Origin of the sequence: Thioalkalivibrio sp. ALMg3, from assembly GCF_000381225.1 — a bacterium.
Lineage (GTDB): Bacteria > Pseudomonadota > Gammaproteobacteria > Ectothiorhodospirales > Ectothiorhodospiraceae > Thioalkalivibrio > Thioalkalivibrio versutus.
This window is the reverse complement of the sequence record NZ_KB906220.1, coordinates 146,997-167,392: the sequence shown is the minus strand read 5'-3', so window position 1 is coordinate 167,392 and position 20,396 is coordinate 146,997. Positions and strand designations below refer to the sequence as shown.

The following is a 20,396-nucleotide window of genomic DNA, read 5'->3' as shown; positions in this document are numbered from 1 at the left end:
GAGTGTGAATATTACTAGCTGCTCAACTGCAAACCGGTGGCGCATTATAGGCGGCTCGGCACGCGGGTGCCAATGCGCCCTTTCCATGGGGTTATGCCGTGGCGATCTGGCTAGCTTGAATCCAGTGCGTCAACTGCGCGCGCAATGCGACGAGACGCTGTGGATCAGGCTCCATTGGGCGCGCGCGCAAGCGTTCCAGTCGGCGCCGCGATTCAGGTGACAGCGGCTGATCCGCCTGGGCGGCAAGGATGATGTCGGCTTGTTCCGGCTGGTTGCAAATCAGCACCATGTCGCAGCCGGCCGCACGTGCGGCCGCAGCGCGCTCGGCGGGCCCGCCAATGCCCTCCGCTCCAGCCATGGCGAGGTCGTCGCTGAGGATCGCCCCGCGGTAGCGCAGTTCGCGGCGCAGGATGTCCTGCAGCCAGACGCGCGAGAAGCCCGCGGGATGTTCATCCACCTGTGGGTATACGACGTGGGCCGGCATGATGGCCTCGAGGTCCCCAAGCACCGGGCGAAATGCCTCCAGATCCTGATTCTCGATCTCGGAGAGTGGACGGTCGTCGACCGGCAAGGCCACGTGCGAATCCGCGGCAACAGCCCCGTGACCCGGGAAATGTTTGCCCACGGCCGCCATGCCGGCCGCGGACAGGCCCCGGATCAACTCGCCGGCCAGGCGCGCGATCACGTCCGGGTCATAATGGAAGGCACGATCACCGATGATCTCGCTGATGTCGAGGTCGCGATCCAGCACGGGGGTAAAGCTGAAGTCGATGTCCACCGAGCGTAGCTCGCGCCCGAGAAGTTCGCCGGTCGCATGCGCGAGCTCGCAGGCCTTGTTGCGGTCGTAATCGTGGACATGGCCCAACTGACGCATCGGCGGGATGGCGGTGAAGCCATCGCGCAGCCGTTGCACCCGCCCGCCCTCCTGGTCCACCGCAATCAGGATGCCGGGGCGCTCGGCGCGAATGGCGGCGACCAGCGCGCTCGCCTGCTCCGGAGCGCCGACGTTGCGGGCGAACAGGATCACGCCGCCGGTGGCGGGATGACGCAGGCGTTCACGGTCTTCGGGAGTCAGTTCGGTACCGGCGACATCGAGCATCACCGGACCCAGGGGCAAGGGGTCGTTCTTGGACATTACTCAGGGGCTCGATTCGGCGCTCCCGCGGGAGCCATCTTTTCAGGATAGCGAGGCTTCGGGGAGAAAGGCGAGTGCCTTGAGCTTTTCGATGCGGTTGCGAATGCGGGCGGCCTCCTCGAACTCGAGGTCGCGGGCCTTGGCAAACATCTCTTGTTCCAGGCGCTCGATCTCCTTGGTCGCATTCTCCGGCGCGCCCACGTAATCGGCGCCCTCCTCCGCCACCTTCCGGCCTCGTCGGCCACCGGCGCCGGGCATCGCGTTGCGCGCCTCCAGGATGTCCGCAACGTTCTTGCGAATGCCCTTGGGCGTGATCCCGTGGGCCTCATTGTGCTCGATCTGCTTGGCCCGGCGGCGCTCGGTCTCGTCGATCGCGCGCCGCATGGATCCGGTCACCTTGTCGGCGTACAGGATCGCCTTGCCGTTGACGTTGCGCGCGGCGCGGCCGATGGTCTGGATCAGCGAACGATCGGAGCGCAGGAAGCCCTCCTTGTCGGCATCCAGGATCGCCACCAGCGAGACCTCCGGCATGTCCAGGCCTTCGCGCAGCAGGTTGATCCCCACCAGCACATCGAACTCGCCCAGGCGCAGGTCGCGGATGATCTCCATGCGCTCGACGGTATCGATATCCGAGTGCAGGTAGCGCACGCGTACCCCGTGCTCGGACAGATAATCCGTCAAGTCCTCGGCCATGCGTTTGGTCAGCGTGGTGATCAGGACGCGCTCATTGCATTCGACCCGATCGCGAATCTCGGAGAGCGCGTCGTCCACCTGGGTACCGGCCGGGCGGATCTCCAGGATCGGGTCCAGCAACCCGGTCGGGCGCACCACCTGGTCCACGATCGCGTCGGCATGCTCACGCTCATAGGGCCCCGGGGTGGCGGAGACGTAGATCGTCTGCGGCTGCAAGGCCTCGAACTCCTCGAAACGCAGCGGCCGGTTGTCCAGCGCCGACGGCAGGCGAAAGCCGTATTCCACCAGCGTCTCCTTGCGCGAACGGTCGCCCTTGTACATCCCGCCCACCTGCGGGACCGACACGTGCGACTCGTCGATCACCAACAGCGCATCCTTGGGCAGGTAGTCGAAAAAGGTCGGTGGCGGCTCGCCCGGGGCGCGGCCGGAGAGGTAGCGCGAGTAGTTCTCGATGCCGTTGCAGTAGCCGATCTCGAGGATCATCTCCAGATCGAACAGCGTGCGTTGCTCCAGCCGCTGCGCTTCGACCAGCCGGTCTTCCTTGCGCAGAAAGTCCAGGCGCTCCTTCAATTCGTCGCGGATGTGGTCCACCGCCCCCAACAGGGTTTCGCGCGGCGTCACGTAGTGGGTCTTCGGGTAGATCGTCAGGCGCGGGACGGTGCGCAGCTGCTCGCCGGTCAGGGGGTCGAAATACGACAGGCGTTCCACCTCGTCGTCGAACAGCTCGATGCGCACGGCCTCGATGTCCGATTCCGCCGGGTGGATGTCGATGACTTCGCCGCGGACGCGGTAGGTCGCTCGGCGCAACTCCGCATCGTTGCGGGTGTACTGCAACTCCGCCAGGCGCCGCAGCAAGTCGCGCTGGTCAATACGCTCGCCGCGCTCCAGATGCAGCACCATGGAGAGATACTTGCGCGGATCGCCCAGGCCGTAAATCGCGGAGACCGACGCCACGATGATCGCATCGCGCCGCTCCAGCAACGCACGCGTGGCCGACAGGCGCATCTGCTCGATGTGGTCGTTGATCGACGCGTCCTTCTCGATATAGGTATCCGAGGACGGGACGTAGGCCTCCGGCTGGTAGTAATCGTAGTAGGAAACGAAATACTCCACCGTGTTGTTCGGGAAAAACTCCTTGAATTCCCCGTACAATTGGGCGGCCAAGGTCTTGTTTGGCGCCAGGATGATGGTGGGGCGCTGGATATTCTCGATCACATTGGCGATGGTGAACGTCTTGCCCGACCCGGTGACCCCGAGCAGGACCTGATGTGCCAGGCCCGCCTCGAGGCCTTCGGTCAATGCCGCGATCGCCGCGGGCTGGTCGCCAGCCGGCTGGTATTCGGACACCACCTGGAATTGTTCGCCTTCGCCTGGCTGCACCTTATCCTCCGCGCCTGATTTCAGTATCATTTCGCACCCGACCGCCCGCGCGGCCCTTCGCCCCGATCACACAGAGGCCCCACCTTGGAAATCGAGCTCTCCGACCGCGTCCAGCGCATCCAGCCCTCCCCCACTCTCGCCGTCAGCGCCCTGGCCGCCCAGCTGCGAGCCGAGGGTCGGGATATTGTCGGGCTGGGGGCCGGAGAACCGGATTTCGATACCCCCGAGCATATCAAGCAGGCCGCGGTCGACGCGCTTGCCCGCGGAGAAACCAAGTACACTCCGGTGGACGGAACGGTCAGTCTCAAGGCCGCCATCATTCGGAAATTCGATCGCGACAACGGCCTGACGTTCACCCCCGACCAGATCCTGGTCTCCTCCGGCGGCAAGCAGAGCATCTTCAACCTCTGCCAGGCCCTGCTGAACCCGGGCGACGAAGTGGTGATCCCCGCCCCCTACTGGGTCTCCTACCCGGATATTGCCCTGCTCGCCGGCGCCCGCCCGGTGGTCGTCAGCGCAGAGCAGGAAGCCGGCTTCCGCATCACCGGCGCACAGCTGGAAGCGGCGATCACCCCGAACACCCGCCTAGTGTTCCTGAACAGCCCGTCCAACCCCACAGGTGCCGCCTATTCGGCCGAGCAACTGACGGAACTGGCCGAGGTCCTGCGGCGCCATCCGCGCGTCGTCATCGCCACCGACGACATGTACGAGCACATCCTGTTCGGCTCCACGCCGTTCGTGAACATCGTCAACGTGGCCCCGGACCTGCTGGACCGTACCGTGGTCCTGAACGGCGTTTCCAAGGCCTACGCGATGACCGGCTGGCGTATCGGCTACGCCGGTGGACCGAAGAACCTGATCGCGGCGATGAAGAAGATCCAGTCGCAAAGCACCTCCAACCCGACTTCCATTGCCCAGGCCGGGGCCGAGGCCGCACTCGATGGCGATCAGGACTGCGTGGTCGCCATGTGCTCCGCCTTTGCCGAGCGGGCACGTCGTGTGGTCGACGGCCTCAATGCCATCGACGGCATCGAGTGCCTGATGCCAGACGGTACGTTCTACTGCTTCCCGCGCGTCACCGGATTGATGCAGGCCGCGGACATCGATACCGATGTGGCCCTGACCAAGCAGCTACTGGACGAGGTGGGGGTGGCCCTGGTGCCGGGCAGCGCCTTCGGGGCCCCGGGCCATGTTCGCGTCTCGTTCGCCACCAGCGTCGCTCAGCTCGACAAGGCCCTGGAACGCCTGCGCCAGTTCGTGGCCAACCACAGCTGAGGCCGCGAACGGCGGTAAAACGCGAAGGGCGGCCAGATTTTCCTTGACGCCCCCGCCCCGCCCCATTAGCATTTGCGCCCAATTCCCCGGTAGCTCAGTTGGTAGAGCGGGTGACTGTTAATCACTAGGTCGGCGGTTCGAGCCCGTCCCGGGGAGCCAGATACAGGAAAAGGGCCAGGTCATTGCGACCTGGCCCTTTTTCGTGGTGCGTACAGCGGTGCCGATTACTCGGGATCGTGTTCGATGGGCTCCAGAGAACCAATATAAATCGCGATGGCGCGGCGATCGGCATCGGTCAGGTGGGCAGTACCGTGGTCGATCACGTCGGCCATGCCGCCGCCGGCAAAATCGCCGTCGCGGGTCAGGCCCATCTCCAGATAGCGCGCGATATGCCGCTCCCCCCAGCGTCCGATGCCGGTTTCGCGATCCGGGGTGATATTGGAGGCAACGTCCCCGTCGGGCAGTCGGGCGCCGGCCCCAATGCGCTTGAGGTCCAGACCACCGGTCCGCGTGCGCGGAGTATGGCACTCCATGCAGTGTCCAAGGGCGTTGGCGAGGTAGGCCCCACGGTTCCATTCGTCCGACTGCTCGGGGTCCGCCTCGAAGGTGCCCGGTTCGAAATGCAGCCACTTCCAGCCCATCAGGGATGACCGGAACTGCGCATACCAGACCAGGTCATGCGGGGTGTTTTCCCGAGCGACGGGCTCCACCTCGGATTGCAGAAAGGCCCACAGGGCTTCTACGTCTCGCGGCTGCATCTGGGTGTACGACGTATATGGAAAGGCCGGATAGTAGTGGCGTCCGTCCGGGCTGCGGCCCTCCAGCAGGGCGCGCTTGAAGTCCTCCTCCGACCAGCCCCCTATACCGTCCTCCGCATTCGGGGTGATGTTCGGACCATAGAACACACCAAATGGGCTCTCGATCGCCCGCCCGCCGGCCAGGAATTCCCCGTCTTCGGCCGTGTGGCAGGTCACGCAGCCACCGGCTCGCAAGACGTACTCACCGTAGGCGATCTGCTCGTCGGTGCCCGCGGACGGGTCGTGCTCGCCAATCTGCACCCCTGCCTGCACCGTGGCCGCCGATCCAACCAGAAAAAGGGCTGACAGGCAGGCTGTCAGCCCCTTGTTACCTGCTACCACTGCGGATTACTCGCGGCGGAAGTCGTCGTGGCAGGCCTGGCAGGACTGTCCGAGGTTGCGGAAACGGATGGCGTACTCGTCTTCGTCACCGGCTTCCACCGCTGCGTGCAAGGCCTCGGCGGCCTCGACGGTGTCATTGGAGAGCTCCTCGAAGCGCTCCCAGTCGCCCCAGATCTCTTCCTTGGCATCGGTGTCCGGGAAGTCGCTTCCCTCGGGGAAGAGGCTCGGGATGTCCTGACTGAGCGCCACCAGCTGACTGGTATGCATCTTGAGGTTGTCGCCAAACTCGGCGCCGTCCACGACCACGGCGGCAATGGCGCCCACGTTGCCACCAATGGCGCGCATCACGCCTTGGCGGTAATCGATGGTGGCCTCGTGTTCATCGAAAGCGTGAACAGTACTGCCGGCACCCAGCCCGAGGGTGAGTGCGGCGGCCACGGAGGTGGCGGTAATCAGGCGTGCGACGTTTTTCATGGTGCTTCCTCCCTGTAACAAACAAGAATTCGCCGATATCGGGCGAACCGGATATTCACGGTGACTATAGACGGCCGAACGGCCCAATTTCCATGAACGAAAATGATCACCCATGGCGGATGCGGGCTTTTTCCGATTGACCACAATCCTTGCGCGGGGTTCCCGGACAAAGCCGGTACAATCGAGTTACCCCCACTCAGCGCGAAAAAAGATGATCGCAAACCCCGACTACCCCGCCGACCAGACGGCCCTTCGCGAAGCCGTCATACACACCGGCATGGAGACCAATCGTCGCAGGCTCAACCAGGGCACCTCGGGCAATATCAGCGTGCGCTGCGGCGAAGGCATGCTGATTACGCCCTCGGGCATCGCGTACGAGGCGTTACAGCCGGACGACCTGGTCTATATCGATGCAGACGGACAATGGGTGCCGGGTCGCAAGCCCTCCAGCGAATGGCACTTCCACCGCGCCATCCTGCAGGCGCGACCAGAGCTGGGAGCGGTCGTCCATGTCCATTCCGTCCATGCCAGTGTCGTGGCGATCCAGGGACGCGACATCCCCGCGCTGCACTACATGATCGCCGCCGCCGGCGGGAACTCCATCCGCTGCGCCCCGTACGCCACGTTTGGAACGGAGACCCTCTCGCGGCTCGCGGTGGCGGCCCTGCGGGACCGCACGGCCTGCCTGCTCGCGAATCACGGGATGATTGCCACCGGGACGGACCTGGAGCGCGCCTTGTGGCTGACCGAGGAGGTTGAACTCCTGGCACGGCAATATGTGCTGAGCCTGCAGATCGGAGGGCCGCAATTGCTGGATGACGCGGAGATGGATCGCGTCCTGGAAAAGTTTCGCCACTACGGGCCGCAGCGCGACCGGGATTAGGCGCGCGCAGACAGCGCCACGGTCAAAGGCCGGGGGTGACACCTTCCCCATTGGCCAGCGGGGCCGAGCGCGGGGCGAAATCGACCCGGTCTCGGGTTTCCAGATAGTGCTGCAGGGCCCAGGTCACCGACGGGAAGGCGCGCTCCTCCGGCAGTTCATCGAATCGGAACAGGCCGACCTCTTCCGATTCAGGGCCCGGGGCAATCGCATCGCTCAGCAAGCGCGCCCGATAGATCATCTGCACATGCCCGATGTGCGGGACGCTATAGACGCCCAACAACTGTTCGATTTCCAGATCGGCCCGTGCCTCCTCCCAGGCCTCGCGGCGGGCCCCCTCGGCCGGGCTTTCCCCCTTTTCCATGAACCCCGCCGGCAGGGTCCAGAAACCACGACGCGGCTGAATGGCCCTTCGGCAAAGCAATACGCGGTCTTCCCAGATGGCCACGCTGCCGACGATGATTCGCGGGTTTTCGTAGTCAACGAAGCCACAATGGTCGCAGACACGCCGTTCGCGATCATCGCCTTCGGGGATAAGGTGGTGGAAGCTGGCGTCCAGCCTGTTTTGATTGCGACTCATGGCGGTACCGTTAGGGGCGTTATAGCTTTAAATACAAAGTCGTACAGTGCCATGCGGTGCACCAGAGAGCCGAGCTCGAACACGCGCCGGTGGCCGCGGTCCACAATAGAGGCTTGCGCACCGAGGCAGTACAGAGGCGAACATGACCACACGCACACGCTTTACCGTTGGTGAGCTCATTCACCATACCAAGTTCGATTACCGGGGTGTGATCGTCGATGTGGATCCGGTGTACGCCGGGTCGGACGAATGGTACGAAACCGTGGCCAAGAGCCGCCCACCCAAAGACCAGCCGTGGTATCACGTGCTGGTGGACGGCTATTCGCACAGCACCTACGTGGCCGAACGCCACCTGGAGCCGGATACTCGCGGCGAACAGATCGAACACCCCGCCCTCGGGCAGTTCTTCGATCGTTTCATGAACGGCCGCTACTCGCGCCACGGCGAGCCCGGCGCCCACTAACCCACAACTGCAGGGAAGACCATGGCACAGGACAACCGCCGCAGCCGCGTCGTCACCGAAGGGCCCCGCCGCACGCCCAACCGCGCCATGCTGCGCGCAGTCGGCTTCGGCGACGACGACTTTCAGCGCCCGATCGTGGGCATTGCCAACGCGCACAGCACGATCACGCCCTGCAACATGGGCATTGGTGCCCTCGCCGCCCGCGCCGAACAGGCGGTGCGCCAAGCCGGGGGCATGCCACAGACCTTCGGTACCATCACCATCTCCGACGGCATCTCCATGGGGACGCCGGGGATGAAGTACTCGCTGGTCTCGCGCGAGGTCATCGCCGACGCCATCGAGACCGTAGTCAACGGCCAGAGCCTGGACGGCATTCTCGCCACCGGCGGCTGCGACAAGAACATGCCCGGGGCGATGATTGCCCTGGCCCGTCTCAACGTGCCGGGCATCTTCGTCTACGGCGGAACCATCAAGCCCGGGCACTACAAGGGTCAGGACCTGACGATCGTCAGCGCCTTCGAGGCCGTGGGCCAGCATGGTGCCGGCAATCTGTCCGACGAGGACCTTCAGGGCGTGGAACGCAACGCCTGCCCCGGCGCCGGCTCCTGCGGCGGCATGTTCACCGCCAATACCATGTCGAGTGCCTTCGAGGCCATGGGCATGAGCCTCCCCGGTTCGTCCACCCAGGCCGCCGAGGACCCGGAAAAGGGCGATTCGGCCGCCCGGTCGGCCGAGGTCCTGGTAGCGGCCATCCACGCGAACCGGCGCCCGCGCGACATCCTGACCCGCGAGGCCTTCGAGAACGCCCTCGCCGTGGTGATGGCCATCGGGGGCTCCACCAACGCAGTACTCCACCTGCTGGCGATTGCGCATGCCGCCGAGGTCCCCCTGGACATCGACGACGTCGAGCGCATCCGCCGCAAGGTCCCCGTGCTGTGCGACCTGAAGCCTTCCGGACGCTACGTGACCACCCAGTTCCATGCGGTGGGCGGCACGCCCCAGGTGATGAAGATGCTCCTGAATGCCGGGCTCATGCACGGTGAGTGCCTGACGGTTACCGGGGCCACCCTGGCCGAGACCCTGGCGGAGATCCCCGATACGCCCTCCCCGGATCAGGAAATCATCCGCCCGCTAGAGCGGCCCCTGTACCCACACGGGCACCTGGCCATCCTCAAGGGCAATCTCGCGACCGAGGGCGCGGTGGCCAAGATCACCGGACTCAAGCGGACCGCCATCGCCGGCCCCGCGCGCTGCTTCGACTCCGAGGAGGCCTGCTTGGATGCCATCCTCGACGGCCAGATCCAGGCCGGCGATATCCTCGTCATCCGCTACGAGGGGCCGCGTGGGGGTCCCGGCATGCGCGAGATGCTCGCGCCGACCGCCGCGATCATCGGTGCGGGCCTGGGCGATTCCGTTGGTCTGATCACCGACGGGCGCTTCTCCGGCGGGACGTACGGAATGGTGGTTGGACATGTTGCCCCCGAGGCCGCGACCGGCGGCACGATTGCGCTGGTCCGGGACGGGGATACGATCGAGATCGATGCCGGAGAAAACCGGCTCACGCTGCAGGTCGACGAAGCCGAGCTGGAACACCGCCGCGCGGCCTGGGAGCCGCCGGTGCCCCGCTTTGACCGCGGGGTCCTGGCGAAATACTCGCGTATCGTGGGCTCGGCCAGTCGCGGTGCCGTAACCGACGATTTCACCTGACGGCGGGGAGCAAAAGAGTCCGATGACGCACCCGGACCCCCGCCACCCCGACTTCAGCATGATGCCGCCGGTGATCGGCTTCCTGCTGATCGCCAACGTGGGCCTGTTCCTCACCATGCCGTGGCTGGGTGACTGGTTGATCACCCATTTCGGGCTCTGGCCCATCGGCACGCCGGCCACCGTCCATCAGGACGGCAGCTGGATGCGGGTGCCCGACTTCCAGCTCTGGCAGCTGGTCAGTTACGGCTTTCTGCACGGCGGTCCAGTCCATTTGTTCGTAAACCTGTTCGCCGTATGGATGCTGGGCGTGCAGATCGAGAACGCGTGGGGTTCACGCACCTTCGGGACCTACTTTCTGGTGTGCGTGATCGGCGCCGGGCTGGTGCAGCTGGTCATCACTGCCCACGGCAACGGTGACATGATCTACCCGACCATCGGGGCCTCGGGCGGGGTATTCGGGGTTCTGCTCGCGTTCGGGATGATGTTCCCCAACCAGCGCCTGTTCCTGATCTTCCTGCCCATCCCGATCAAGGCCAAGTATTTCGTGATCGGCTACGGTGCGCTGGAGCTGTACCTGGGGATCTCCGGCACGCTCGCCGGCATCGCCCATTTCGCTCATCTGGGCGGGATGGCCTTCGGCTTCCTGCTGATCCAGTACTGGCGCGGGCGCCTGCCGATCCGGCCGCGTCAGCGCCGTTTCTGGTGGTGACAGGACCCGCAGAGGCTCGGCGTCTCCCTAGCGGTTGCGAAGATACTCGGCGAAGTCGTCTTTCAGCTCCGGGTGGTTCAGAGCGAGCTCCACGGTCGCCTCCAGATAGCCCAGCTTGGAACCGCAATCGAAGCGGCGCCCCTCGAAGTTGAAGGCCGTTACCCGCTCCAGCTCCAGCAACCGCGCGATGGCATCGGTCAGCTGGATCTCGCCGCCGGCCCCTGGCTTTTGTGTGGCCAGCATCTCGAATATTCTCGGGGTCAGGATGTAACGCCCCACCACCGCCACGTTCGACGGGGCCTGGTCCGGATCGGGCTTCTCGACGATCCCCTTCACATCCCAGCTGCGCGGGCCGGTCTTCACTGGATCGATGATCCCGTACTGATGTGTGCGGTCACCCGGCACTTCTTCCACCCCGAGCACGCTGCACCCGTGCTCGGCGTATTGCTCGACCATCTGCCGCGTTGCCCCGCCATTACTTGACTCGATCAGGTCGTCCGCCAGGATCACGGCAAAGGGTTCGTTACGCACAATCGGATGGGCGCAGGCCACCGCGTGGCCGAGACCCAGCGCATCGGACTGGCGCACATAGACGCAGGTCACGTTCGGCGGAACGATATTGCGCACCTGCTCCAGGAGCTCTGTCTTGCCGCGCTCCTCCAGCTCATGTTCCAGCTCGTAAGCCTTGTCGAAGTGGTCCGGAATGGAGCGCTTGTTGCGCCCGGTCACGAACACCAGGGTCTCGATCCCCGCTTCCACCGCTTCCTCCGCTGCGTACTGGATCAGCGGCTTGTCCACGATCGGCAGCATCTCCTTCGGATTCGCCTTGGTGGCCGGCAGAAAGCGCGTACCCATGCCGGCAACCGGGAACACGGCGGTACGGATCGGTGGGTGATTCTGGCTCATTCCATCTCCTGGGCGCTCAATAACGAACCCCTGGCCCACGCGTCCTCACGGACCCATTGACCAGGGGCTGGAACCGGGTGGCAGCACGCGCTGCCACCCACTACGCTACAACGTTACTCGACGACGATGCGGTCGAGATTCATCTCCACGGTGCGTTCACCAATTCCGGAGACCTCGGTCAGTGCCTGCACCGAAGCGAACTCACCGTGTACCTCGCGGTGCTCCACGATCGCCTGGGCCTTCACCGGACCGACGTTGTCCAGCAGCGCGGCCAGCTCTTCGGCGGATGCGCCATTCACGTTGAGCGGCTGGCCTCCCGAGGCCGTAACCATCACCAACGGCAGGACGCAAAGGCCCGCCAGGGCCCAGCACTTCGCGCATTGAAAAAGCTTCTTCATGAAAACGCTCCTTATCTTCATTGAACGATCGGTGCATCCATGCACCAACGGCATCCTAGCGGGATTGATGCCCTGCGAAAACCCCTCCAATCCACGCCGTCATTCCCTCTTCCCCAATCGTGTGATGAAGGCCTCCATGGCCATGCTCGGGTCCGCGGCACGCGTGATCGGCCGGCCGACCACGATGGCGCTGGCCCCGGCCGAGATCGCCCGCTCGGGGGTCATCACCCGCTTCTGATCGTCCCCGCCCGCGTCCTCCAGCCGAATTCCGGGCGTTACCAGCAACGGATCCTCGCCGAGCAGGCGGCGCAGCATGGCGGCCTCCTGCGCCGAACAGACCAGCCCTTCCAAGCCCGCCTTGCGCACCGCCAGTTCGCCCAGCAGACGCACCTGCTCGGCCGGTTCGCGATTCACGCCGATCTCACGCAAGGTACCGGCGTCACTGGAGGTCAGCACCGTTACGGCCAGAAGTGCCGTCGTGTCATTCGTCTCGCGCACCGCCGCGTGCGCGGCGCGCATCATCTCCACACCGCCGCTGGCATGTACGTTAATCAACCAGACACCGGTCCGCGCCGCGGCCCGACAAGCCGCCGCCACCGTATTCGGGATGTCGTGGAACTTCAGATCCAGAAAGACGCGAAAACCCAGGCCGTGCAGACGGTGCAACAGTTCGGGCCCGGCGACCACGAACAGCTCAAACCCGACCTTCAGCGCGCACTGGGCTGGATCAAGCTTTCGGGCGAACGCCAGTGCGGCTTCGGCTTCGGAAAAATCGAGCGCCACAATCAGGCGCGTTGCAGGTTCCGGAATCGGATTCATGAACGGGGACTCCCTTCGCGGATTAGCGCCTCCTCGGCGGCCTCCGTCGTCTGGTCAATGTCGAAGTCGAGACCGCGCAGCGTATCCCAGCGACGACAGCTTGGGCACTGCCACACATGCGCACGCCCTTGATAGCCACAGTTCACGCACTGGTACAGATGCTGGCTCCCGAGCTGGTCCGCCAGGGCCTTCTCGAATGCTGCAAACTCCGTGCTGTATTGCTGGACCGCCGGGAGAATCTTCATCCAGCGCACCGCCTCCAGCAATCCCGAGGTCGGCACCGGGCGCTGTGCCAGGATCGAACCCAGCTCCATCAGCGCGGCATCCAGTCGGCCAGTGCGTCGATAAAGACGCATCAGGGCGATGCGCGCCATCGTGATCCCACGGTTGCGCGCAAGATCGTCGAGGAGCTCCTCCAGCTGACCTAGACGATTCTCCCCAGGCAGCTCCTGATGCAACCGCTCGATACGCGGTACCAGCAAGGGCGCCAGCTGCGGGGTACGCGCCACCGCATCGCGTCCGAATCCGATCGCCTCGCGGATCTCGCCCTTGCGTGCCGCGATCTCCGACTGGATCAGCAATGCCCGCGAAAGCCCCGGCACCAGGCCCTCGGCCTGCTCCGCGCGCGCCCTGGCGCTTTCCCAGTCACCCTTGTCCAGCGCGATCTGGGCCAGTTCGCAATGATAATGCGCGATCCTCTGATGCTCGTGCGCGACCCCATGTTCCTTCAGCCGGTCGCCCACCTCGATCGCACGCTCCCATTCCCGCTGGGTCTCGTAGACCTGACGCAGGCCTTCCAGTGCGGCGACCGCCTGATGCGGCGAATCCGCCAATTCGCGAAACACCGCCTCCGCCCGATCCAATACGCCGGCCAGGAGAAAATCCTCGCCCAGTTCGCACAGGGCCTGCGCCCGCTGCGCCGCGGGCAGCGTGGGCCGCGCGACCAGGTTCTGATGGATACGGATGGCGCGATCGACCTCGCCCCGACGCCGGAAGAGCCGGCCCAGGATTACATGGGTCTCGAAGGTTTCGTGATCGACTTCCACCATTTCGATGAAGGCCTGAAGGGCATCATCCGTGCGGTCGTCGAGGAGGTGGCGCACACCTTCCAGGTAGCGATCCAGTGACGGCTCCCGTTCCTCACGGTCTTCCGGCACGCCGTAACGCGCGAGCCACCAGCCACTCGCAGCCGCAATAGGTAGCAGCAACCAGAACCAGTCGTCGATCATGAGCGAGAATGGTTCCCGGATGAGAAAAGGAACGTGCGGGGCGTCAGTGGCCGCATGCGCGCCACGTGACTAGTAGAAATCCCGCATGGGTGCGGTACGCAACTGCTCGACCTCGACCTTGAGGGCATGGTTCTGTTCGCGCAGGTCTGCAATCTTTTGACGCAACCGGCGCAGCCGCAGCCAGAGTACGAGCGAAGCCAAAACGACCCCGAACAGGGCCGCAATCCCGAGGAACACCACGAGCGGCGCCTCGATCTGCACACCGGGTAACGCAAGGGTCACCAGGTCTTCGTTCAATACAACAAGAATGCCAACAGCGGACGAAATCACGATAAGCGCGGCAAAGGCCACGGCATTGCGAATCTGCTGTCGACGTCGGTCGTCCACGGACGGTCCCTAGTCGTTTCCGTCGATGGAGCCGTTTACCCGTTCGCGCAATTCCTTGCCGGGCTTGAAATGGGGGACATGCTTACCGGGCAAGGCAACACCTTCACCGGTCTTGGGGTTGCGTCCCAGCCTTGGGGGCCGGAAATGGAGGGAAAAACTGCCGAAGCCCCGAATCTCTACCCGCTGTCCATTGGCCAGCGCATGACTCATCCGTTCGAGTAATGCCTTGACCGACATCTCGACATCCCTGGCAGGCAAATGTGGCGATTTCCGGGCGAGGTTCTCGATCAATTCCGATTTGGTCATCTGGCACTCGTCACAGACAGGAAGGAAACCCGGTTTCCCGGAACAAAATGGCCCACGGCACCTTCCGGCACCGTGGGCCGCTGCAGAACGGACTTAGTCGTTCTTGTCCATCTGCTCCTTGAGCAGATCGCCCAGGGTAGTACCGGTACCGGCATTGCTGCCGTAATCGGAGACCATCTCGGCTTCCTCGGCACGATCCTTGGCCTTGATCGACAGGCTGATGGCGCGGGTCTTCTTGTCAACGCCCATGAATCGGGCTTCGACGGTTTCGCCGACCTTCAGCACGGTGCTGGCATCCTCCACACGATCCTGGGAGATGTCGGCGGCACGCAGGATGCCGTCGATGCCGTCGGCCAGTTCGATCACCGCGGCCTTGGCGTCCACTTCCTTCACGGTACCGGACACGATGCTGCCCTTGCTGTGCTCGGCCACGAAGTTGGCGAACGGATCGCGGTCCAGCTGCTTCAGACCCAGGGAGATGCGCTCGCGCTCGGGATCCACGGACAGGACCACGGCCTCGACCTCGTCACCCTTCTTGAAGTTGCGGATCGCCTCTTCGCCGGCCTCGTGCCAGGACAGGTCGGAGAGGTGGATCAGGCCGTCGATGCCGCCTTCCAGGCCAACAAACACACCGAAATCGGTGATCGACTTGATCTGGCCACTGACCTTCTCGCCCCGGTTGTGGTTGGCGGCGAAGTCATCCCACGGGTTGGACTGGCACTGCTTCATGCCCAAGGAGATGCGGCGGCGCTCTTCGTCCAGGTCCAGGATCATTACCTCGACCTCGTCACCGATGGCAACCATCTTGCCCGGGTTGACGTTCTTGTTGGTCCAGTCCATCTCGGACACGTGCACCAGACCTTCCACGCCGTCTTCGATCTCCACGAAGCAGCCGTAATCAGTGATGTTGGTGACCTTGCCGAAGATCCGGGTGCCGGTCGGGTAACGACGGGTGATGTTTTCCCACGGATCCTCGCCCAGCTGCTTCAGGCCCAGCGACACACGCATGCGCTCGCGGTCGAACTTCAGGACCTTGACCTCGACTTCCTGGCCGATCTCGACCACGTCGGACGGATGCTTGACGCGCTTCCAGGCCATATCGGTGATGTGCAGCAGGCCGTCGATGCCGCCCAGATCCAGGAACGCACCATAGTCGGTCAGGTTCTTGACGATGCCCTTGACCTGCGCGCCTTCCTGCAGGTTCTTCAGCAGCTCTTCGCGCTCGGCGCTGTATTCCTGCTCGACCACGGCGCGACGCGACACCACCACGTTGTTGCGACGGCGATCCAGCTTGATGAGCTTGAATTCCAGCTCTTTGCCTTCCAGATACGCGGTATCACGCACCGGACGGACATCCACGAGTGAACCCGGCAGGAACGCCCGGATATCGCCCAGCTCGACGGTGTAGCCACCCTTGACCTTGCCGGAGATCTTGCCGGTGACGTACTGCTCTTCTTCCATCGCACCTTCGAGACGGTCCCAGGCCTTGGCTCGCTTGGCCTTCTCGCGCGACATACGCGTCTCGCCGAAACCGTCTTCCGGGGTTTCGAGGGCCACTTCGACGACATCGCCGACCTTGACCTCGAGCTCACCCTCTTCGTTCATGAACTGCTCGGTGGGAATGACCCCCTCGGACTTCAGGCCGGCGTTCACCACGACGACTTCCGGGGTGACCTCAATGACGGTGGCACTGAGGATGGCACCCGGCTGCATCTGGGTGTAGGCCATGCTCTCTTCGAGCAGTTGCGCGAAACTTTCACTCATGGATTTGTGAACCTGTGGTTTAACAAATGCTTGCAGATACTTCCTGCAACCAGTTCTAGACGTTTATGATCCCGCTTCCGACGGCTTATTCCGCGGGGCGGGGGCTTTGTTCCGGGAGTACGTCCCGGAGGCGTTCCAGGATCATGTCGACCACGCCGACGATGTCCAGGTCCGTGGTATCCACTTCCCAGGCATCTTCGGCGGGCTTGAGGGGGGCCACGCTGCGTTCGCGATCACGCCGGTCGCGGGCCTCCATCTCGTCCTGAAGGGCGGAGAGATTAGCACTAAGTCCTTGTTCCTTCAACTGCATGTATCGCCGCCTGGCCCGCTCCTCGGCCGAGGCCGTCAGGAAGATCTTCAGGTCCGCTTCGGGGAACACGACCGTGCCCATGTCGCGCCCGTCGGCGACCAGCCCCGGGGCCTTCGCGAAACCGCGCTGACGCTCCAACAGCGCCTCGCGCACCGCCGGAATCGCAGCCACCTGCGAGGCGTCACTGCCCGTCTGCTCCGTGCGCAGCAGTTGGTCCACGGGTGCACCTTCCAGCAGCGTGGTCACGGCCGTGGCATCCCGATTGACCTCGAAGTCCACATCCAGACCCGCGGCCAGCCGGGCCAGTGCCTCCTCGTCGGTCAGTTCCACGCCGTGCTGCCGCGCAGCCAGCCCCAACAGCCGATAGAGGGCTCCGCTATCCAGAAGATGCCAGCCCATCGCCGCCGCCACGCGCATGCAGACCGTGCCCTTCCCTGCACCGCCGGGGCCATCAATGGTCAGTACCGGAATGGCCGTACTCATGCCGCCTCCAGTTGCAGTCCAGCCTCACGCGCCAGCGCCACGAAGCCGGGGAAAGAGGTCCCCACGTTGGCGCAATCGCGGATGCGGATCGGCGCTCGGGCACGCAGCCCGGCCATCGCGAACGACATGGCGATGCGGTGATCGCCATGACTGTCGACCTCGCCCCCAGTGAAACCGTCACCGCCCTGGATGCGAATGCCATCCGGCTGCACTGCGCAGTCTACGCCCAGCGCGGCCAGACCATCGGCCATCACCTGGATACGATCACTTTCCTTGACCCGCAGCTCCTCCGCGCCGGTCAGGACCGTCTCGCCCTCGGCACAGGCCGCGGCGACGAAGATGGCCGGGAATTCATCGATTGCCAGTGGCACCAGGTGCTCGGGGATCTGGATCCCCTTCAGAGTGGCCGCCTCGACCTCGAGATCGGCCACGGGCTCGCCACCTGCCTCGCGCTCATCGAGGACGCGGATCTCGGCGCCCATCAGACGCAGGATGTCGATCACGCCGGTGCGCGTCGGGTTGATCCCCACATGTTCCAGGCGCATGCGCGAGCCGGTGGCAATCGAGGCACCGACCAGAAAAAATGCCGCCGACGAGATATCCGCTGGCACATCCACCGGGCTTGCGACCAGGCGACCGCCGCCCTCTACACAGGCACGGGGTCCGTCGCGCTCCACGTGATAACCGAATCCGGCCAGCATCCGCTCGGTGTGATCGCGGGTGGGCGCCGGCTCGGTCACGCAGGTCCTGCCATCCGCCCAAACACCGGCCAACAACAGGGCCGACTTCACCTGGGCACTGGCGACTTTCAATACATGGTCCGTACCCCGCAACGGGGCCCCGCCATGTACCCGCAACGGTGGCGTCCCGGTCGCGCTGGTATCGATGTGCGCACCCATGTGCGCGAGTGGGTCGGTGACTCGGCGCATCGGGCGCCCGCTCAGGGAGCGATCACCGACCAGCTCGCTGTCAAACGCCTGGCCGGCCAGTACGCCGCACAGCAACCGCATCGCGGTCCCCGAGTTGCCCATGTCCAGCGCCGCTGCCGGGGCCTTGAGCCCGTGCACGCCGGCACCCTGAATGCGTACATCGCCTGGACCGGTACGTTCGATCGCCACGCCCATCGCACGAAACGCCTCCAGTGTCGCAATACAATCGGCCCCCTCGAGGAATCCGGTCACACGCGTCTCGCCCTCGGCCAGCGCACCCAGCATGATCGCCCGGTGGGAGATCGACTTGTCGCCCGGCACGCGGGCGCGGCCCGAAAGCTGCCCTCCGGGCTGTACGGTAAAGGTATTCATCGATTTTCAGGTATCCAGTTGTGCGTCCGCGGGGTCGCAAAGGCGATCGCGGGTTTCCTTGGCGTGTTCAAAGCTCTGTTCGATAGTCGCGGCATCGCCGTGTTCGATGGCGCTGCGCAAACCCTCCAGATCGGCCTGGTACTGCCCGATCACCTCGAGGATGGCGGCGCGATTGGCGAGGCAGATATCCCGCCAGACCACCGGATCGCTGGAGGCGATGCGCGTGAAATCGCGAAAGCCCCCGGCGGCGTAATGAAAGATCTCGTCGCGCTCGCTCATGTTCGCAAGCGACGACACCAGTGTGAAGGCCAGCACATGGGGCAAATGACTGGTCGCGGCCAGCACCCGGTCGTGGTGCGCCGGAGTCATGTACTCGACCCGCGCCCCGGCGGCCTGCCACATCGCGGCCACTCGGTCGGTCGCAAGCGCATTCGTGGCATCGACCGGTGTCAGGATTACCAGGCGCTCACGGAACAGGGTGGCAAAGGCCGCCCCCACCCCGCTCTTCTCGGTCCCCGCAATCGGATGGCCGGGGACAAACGCGCGCGGGACCTTGCCGAAGCCGGTACCCACCGCATCGATTACGGCCTGCTTGCTGCTGCCCACATCGGTCAGCGGGCTGTCTTCGGGCCACGCCGCAGCCAGGTCGCGCGCCAGTGGCTCCATCGCCCCCAACGGGACGGCGAGCACGCCCAGGTCCGCGCCCTCGGCGGCCTCGGCGACATCGGTGGTCCAGCGATCGATCACGCCCAGGCGCTGCGCCTCGCGCAGGTTGTCTGCATTGCGCGAACAACCCACGATCTCGCGCACGGCCCCCGCCTCGCGCAGGGCCAGGGCCAGCGAACCGCCGATCAACCCAACGCCGAAGATGACCAGCCGTTCGATCACGCCAGGGCCTTTTTCAGGGCCGCGAGAAAGCGGTCATTGTCCGCACGGGTCGAGACCGTGACGCGCAGATGCCCGGGGAGACCGTAATTCTCTACCGGGCGCGTAATCACGCCGTCGCGCAGCATGGCGTCATATACCGGGCCCGGGTCGCGGCCGGTATCGAAGGTCACGAAATTGCCCACCGACGGAATCACACGCAAGCCCAGCTCGCGCAGGGCGGCGCTCACCTGGCGAACCCCCTCCCGATTGATGGCCACCGACTTTTCCACATGCTCGTGGTCGTCCAGCGCGGCCAGGCCGGCCGCCTGGGCAATCGCATTCACATTGAACGGCTGGCGCACTCGATTCAGCAGGTCCGCGATGGCCGGCGAGCTAACCGCATAGCCGAGGCGCAGTCCGGCCAGGCCCTGGATCTTGGAGAAAGTCCGGGTGACGATCAGGTTCGGATAGCGATCCAGCCATTGCGTGGTGTCCGGATACTCGGCCTCCTCGACATATTCGAAATAGGCCTCGTCGATAACGACCACGGTCGTGACCGGCATCGCGGCCACGAAGGCTTCGAGCGTCGCCGCATCCAGCCAGGTGCCAGTCGGGTTGTTCGGGTTGGCCACGAACACGACCCGCACATCGCCATCCACCCGCGCCTGCATCGCGTCAAGATCGTGCCCGAAGGGCTGTTCCGGATGGTCGGCGGGCAGCGCCGGGGCCACTCGGGCCACGGCATCCACCGCCTGAGTCACCAGCGGATAGACCGCAAACGCGTGGGCAGAAAACACGGCAGCACGCCCCGGCGCCAGCCAGGTCCGTGCAACCAACTCCAGCACCTCGTTGGAGCCATTGCCGAGGGTAATCTGCTCCGGGGTCACGCCATGGCGTTCGGCCAGACGTGCCTTCAGCTCGAAGCCATTGCCGTCGGGATAGACATGCGCATCGGCCAGCGCCACGCGCCCGGCTTCCACCGCAAGGGGCGACGGGCCCAGCGGATTCTCGTTGGACGCCAGCTTGACTGCCTGGGTAATCCCCAGTTCGCGTTCCAGCGTGGCCACGGGCTTGCCCGGCTGGTAGGGGCTAAGCCCCTGGACGCCAGCAACCGCCAGAGTCACCGGATCAAACGCCGGGCCGGCCGTAGCGGATACGGAAGGATTGGATGCCATGCGGAAACCTCGGGGA

The 20,396-nt window shown here is 64.7% G+C and carries 21 protein-coding genes and 1 tRNA gene; 6 read left to right on the top strand and 16 right to left on the bottom strand.

Annotated elements, in window-relative coordinates:
- Nucleotides 1-91: 91 nt before the first annotated feature.
- Both nagZ and uvrB read right to left on the bottom strand, forming a co-directional pair.
- Nucleotides 92-1,135 (bottom strand): beta-N-acetylhexosaminidase, encoded by a 1,044-nt coding sequence (nagZ, locus tag F622_RS0102925; protein ID WP_019571284.1) that lies wholly within the window; start codon nucleotides 1,133-1,135, stop codon nucleotides 92-94.
- A 42-nt stretch (nucleotides 1,136-1,177) separates the two neighbouring features.
- Entirely contained in the window at nucleotides 1,178-3,208 is a 2,031-nt protein-coding gene (uvrB, locus tag F622_RS0102920) for an excinuclease ABC subunit UvrB (RefSeq protein WP_018650143.1), read from the bottom strand.
- A gap of 84 nt (nucleotides 3,209-3,292) precedes the next feature.
- Here uvrB and F622_RS0102915 point away from each other — a divergent pair, with 84 nt between their 5' ends.
- Both F622_RS0102915 and F622_RS0102910 read left to right on the top strand, forming a co-directional pair.
- Nucleotides 3,293-4,483: a pyridoxal phosphate-dependent aminotransferase gene (locus tag F622_RS0102915; protein ID WP_018650144.1), complete on the top strand. Its 1,191-nt coding sequence runs from the start codon at nucleotides 3,293-3,295 to the stop codon at nucleotides 4,481-4,483.
- 83 nt (nucleotides 4,484-4,566) lie between these two features.
- Nucleotides 4,567-4,642, top strand: a tRNA-Asn gene (locus tag F622_RS0102910).
- Between the two features lie 65 nt (nucleotides 4,643-4,707).
- Here F622_RS0102910 and F622_RS0102905 read toward each other — a convergent pair.
- Both F622_RS0102905 and F622_RS0102900 read right to left on the bottom strand, forming a co-directional pair.
- Complete coding sequence (locus F622_RS0102905; protein WP_081620966.1) at nucleotides 4,708-5,589, bottom strand: cytochrome c; 882 nt, start codon at nucleotides 5,587-5,589, stop codon at nucleotides 4,708-4,710.
- Between the two features lie 39 nt (nucleotides 5,590-5,628).
- Nucleotides 5,629-6,096 carry a cytochrome c gene (locus tag F622_RS0102900; protein WP_018169766.1) on the bottom strand — a complete coding sequence of 156 codons (468 nt, stop codon included), beginning with the start codon at nucleotides 6,094-6,096 and terminating at the stop codon, nucleotides 5,629-5,631.
- Between the two features lie 211 nt (nucleotides 6,097-6,307).
- On the opposite strand from F622_RS0102900, the gene F622_RS0102895 reads away from it, so the two are divergent.
- On the top strand, nucleotides 6,308-6,979 hold the full coding sequence (locus F622_RS0102895) for an L-fuculose-phosphate aldolase (protein ID WP_019571282.1): 672 nt from the start codon (nucleotides 6,308-6,310) through the stop codon (nucleotides 6,977-6,979).
- A 22-nt stretch (nucleotides 6,980-7,001) separates the two neighbouring features.
- Here the strand turns inward: F622_RS0102895 and F622_RS0102890 are convergent, their stop codons facing one another.
- Nucleotides 7,002-7,556, bottom strand: coding sequence for an NUDIX domain-containing protein (locus tag F622_RS0102890; RefSeq protein WP_019571281.1), 555 nt, complete (start codon nucleotides 7,554-7,556; stop codon nucleotides 7,002-7,004).
- A gap of 142 nt (nucleotides 7,557-7,698) precedes the next feature.
- Here F622_RS0102890 and hspQ point away from each other — a divergent pair, with 142 nt between their 5' ends.
- From hspQ to F622_RS0102875, 3 genes are read left to right on the top strand one after another with little or no spacing between them, the layout of a single operon-like run.
- Nucleotides 7,699-8,019 (top strand): heat shock protein HspQ, encoded by a 321-nt coding sequence (hspQ, locus tag F622_RS0102885; RefSeq protein WP_018169763.1) that lies wholly within the window; start codon nucleotides 7,699-7,701, stop codon nucleotides 8,017-8,019.
- Nucleotides 8,020-8,040: 21 nt separating this feature from the next.
- Nucleotides 8,041-9,726 (top strand): dihydroxy-acid dehydratase, encoded by a 1,686-nt coding sequence (gene ilvD / locus F622_RS0102880; protein ID WP_019571280.1) that lies wholly within the window; start codon nucleotides 8,041-8,043, stop codon nucleotides 9,724-9,726.
- Between the two features lie 22 nt (nucleotides 9,727-9,748).
- Complete coding sequence (locus tag F622_RS0102875; protein WP_018145698.1) at nucleotides 9,749-10,435, top strand: rhomboid family intramembrane serine protease; 687 nt, start codon at nucleotides 9,749-9,751, stop codon at nucleotides 10,433-10,435.
- A gap of 27 nt (nucleotides 10,436-10,462) precedes the next feature.
- Here F622_RS0102875 and galU read toward each other — a convergent pair whose 3' ends face one another.
- The 11 genes from galU to hisC form a co-directional block, all read right to left on the bottom strand.
- Nucleotides 10,463-11,341: a UTP--glucose-1-phosphate uridylyltransferase GalU gene (gene galU / locus F622_RS0102870; protein WP_018169761.1), complete on the bottom strand. Its 879-nt coding sequence runs from the start codon at nucleotides 11,339-11,341 to the stop codon at nucleotides 10,463-10,465.
- 113 nt (nucleotides 11,342-11,454) lie between these two features.
- The gene (locus F622_RS0102865; RefSeq protein ID WP_018650148.1) at nucleotides 11,455-11,739 is read right to left on the bottom strand and encodes a helix-hairpin-helix domain-containing protein; all 285 of its coding nucleotides are present in this window, start codon (nucleotides 11,737-11,739) and stop codon (nucleotides 11,455-11,457) included.
- Nucleotides 11,740-11,838: 99 nt separating this feature from the next.
- Nucleotides 11,839-12,558 carry an orotidine-5'-phosphate decarboxylase gene (pyrF, locus tag F622_RS0102860; RefSeq protein ID WP_018169760.1) on the bottom strand — a complete coding sequence of 240 codons (720 nt, stop codon included), beginning with the start codon at nucleotides 12,556-12,558 and terminating at the stop codon, nucleotides 11,839-11,841.
- Complete coding sequence (locus F622_RS0102855) at nucleotides 12,555-13,787, bottom strand: tetratricopeptide repeat protein (RefSeq protein WP_018169759.1); 1,233 nt, start codon at nucleotides 13,785-13,787, stop codon at nucleotides 12,555-12,557. The genes pyrF and F622_RS0102855 overlap by 4 nt, the downstream gene beginning before the upstream one ends.
- A gap of 69 nt (nucleotides 13,788-13,856) precedes the next feature.
- Nucleotides 13,857-14,174 carry a lipopolysaccharide assembly protein LapA domain-containing protein gene (locus F622_RS0102850; protein WP_018145703.1) on the bottom strand — a complete coding sequence of 106 codons (318 nt, stop codon included), beginning with the start codon at nucleotides 14,172-14,174 and terminating at the stop codon, nucleotides 13,857-13,859.
- 9 nt (nucleotides 14,175-14,183) lie between these two features.
- Nucleotides 14,184-14,480 carry an integration host factor subunit beta gene (locus F622_RS13640; protein ID WP_018145704.1) on the bottom strand — a complete coding sequence of 99 codons (297 nt, stop codon included), beginning with the start codon at nucleotides 14,478-14,480 and terminating at the stop codon, nucleotides 14,184-14,186.
- A 93-nt stretch (nucleotides 14,481-14,573) separates the two neighbouring features.
- Nucleotides 14,574-16,244 (bottom strand): 30S ribosomal protein S1, encoded by a 1,671-nt coding sequence (gene rpsA / locus F622_RS0102840; RefSeq protein ID WP_018650149.1) that lies wholly within the window; start codon nucleotides 16,242-16,244, stop codon nucleotides 14,574-14,576.
- 85 nt (nucleotides 16,245-16,329) lie between these two features.
- A complete protein-coding gene (gene cmk, locus F622_RS0102835) occupies nucleotides 16,330-17,037 on the bottom strand; it encodes a (d)CMP kinase (protein WP_018937600.1) in 708 nt (235 codons plus the stop codon).
- On the bottom strand, nucleotides 17,034-18,338 hold the full coding sequence (gene aroA / locus F622_RS0102830; RefSeq protein WP_019571279.1) for a 3-phosphoshikimate 1-carboxyvinyltransferase: 1,305 nt from the start codon (nucleotides 18,336-18,338) through the stop codon (nucleotides 17,034-17,036). Before aroA ends, cmk begins: the two co-directional genes overlap by 4 nt.
- A 6-nt stretch (nucleotides 18,339-18,344) precedes the next feature.
- A complete protein-coding gene (locus F622_RS0102825) occupies nucleotides 18,345-19,226 on the bottom strand; it encodes a prephenate dehydrogenase/arogenate dehydrogenase family protein (RefSeq protein WP_019571278.1) in 882 nt (293 codons plus the stop codon).
- Nucleotides 19,223-20,380 (bottom strand): histidinol-phosphate transaminase, encoded by a 1,158-nt coding sequence (gene hisC / locus F622_RS0102820; protein WP_019571277.1) that lies wholly within the window; start codon nucleotides 20,378-20,380, stop codon nucleotides 19,223-19,225. The genes F622_RS0102825 and hisC overlap by 4 nt, the downstream gene beginning before the upstream one ends.
- Nucleotides 20,381-20,396: the final 16 nt, after the last annotated feature.

Bases quoted from the DNA above. Each gene is read 5' to 3' on its own strand.
- nagZ (WP_019571284.1), bottom strand. From the start codon at position 1,135: ATGTCCAAGAACGACCCCTTGCCCCTGGGTCCGGTGATGCTCGATGTC.
- F622_RS0102900 (WP_018169766.1), bottom strand. From the start codon at position 6,096: ATGAAAAACGTCGCACGCCTGATTACCGCCACCTCCGTGGCCGCCGCA.
- F622_RS0102895 (WP_019571282.1), top strand. From the start codon at position 6,308: ATGATCGCAAACCCCGACTACCCCGCCGACCAGACGGCCCTTCGCGAA.
- F622_RS0102890 (WP_019571281.1), bottom strand. From the start codon at position 7,556: ATGAGTCGCAATCAAAACAGGCTGGACGCCAGCTTCCACCACCTTATC.
- hspQ (WP_018169763.1), top strand. From the start codon at position 7,699: ATGACCACACGCACACGCTTTACCGTTGGTGAGCTCATTCACCATACC.
- ilvD (WP_019571280.1), top strand. From the start codon at position 8,041: ATGGCACAGGACAACCGCCGCAGCCGCGTCGTCACCGAAGGGCCCCGC.
- F622_RS0102875 (WP_018145698.1), top strand. From the start codon at position 9,749: ATGACGCACCCGGACCCCCGCCACCCCGACTTCAGCATGATGCCGCCG.
- galU (WP_018169761.1), bottom strand. From the start codon at position 11,341: ATGAGCCAGAATCACCCACCGATCCGTACCGCCGTGTTCCCGGTTGCC.
- F622_RS0102865 (WP_018650148.1), bottom strand. From the start codon at position 11,739: ATGAAGAAGCTTTTTCAATGCGCGAAGTGCTGGGCCCTGGCGGGCCTT.
- pyrF (WP_018169760.1), bottom strand. From the start codon at position 12,558: ATGAATCCGATTCCGGAACCTGCAACGCGCCTGATTGTGGCGCTCGAT.
- F622_RS0102855 (WP_018169759.1), bottom strand. From the start codon at position 13,787: ATGATCGACGACTGGTTCTGGTTGCTGCTACCTATTGCGGCTGCGAGT.
- F622_RS13640 (WP_018145704.1), bottom strand. From the start codon at position 14,480: ATGACCAAATCGGAATTGATCGAGAACCTCGCCCGGAAATCGCCACAT.
- rpsA (WP_018650149.1), bottom strand. From the start codon at position 16,244: ATGAGTGAAAGTTTCGCGCAACTGCTCGAAGAGAGCATGGCCTACACC.
- cmk (WP_018937600.1), bottom strand. From the start codon at position 17,037: ATGAGTACGGCCATTCCGGTACTGACCATTGATGGCCCCGGCGGTGCA.
- aroA (WP_019571279.1), bottom strand. From the start codon at position 18,338: ATGAATACCTTTACCGTACAGCCCGGAGGGCAGCTTTCGGGCCGCGCC.
- hisC (WP_019571277.1), bottom strand. From the start codon at position 20,380: ATGGCATCCAATCCTTCCGTATCCGCTACGGCCGGCCCGGCGTTTGAT.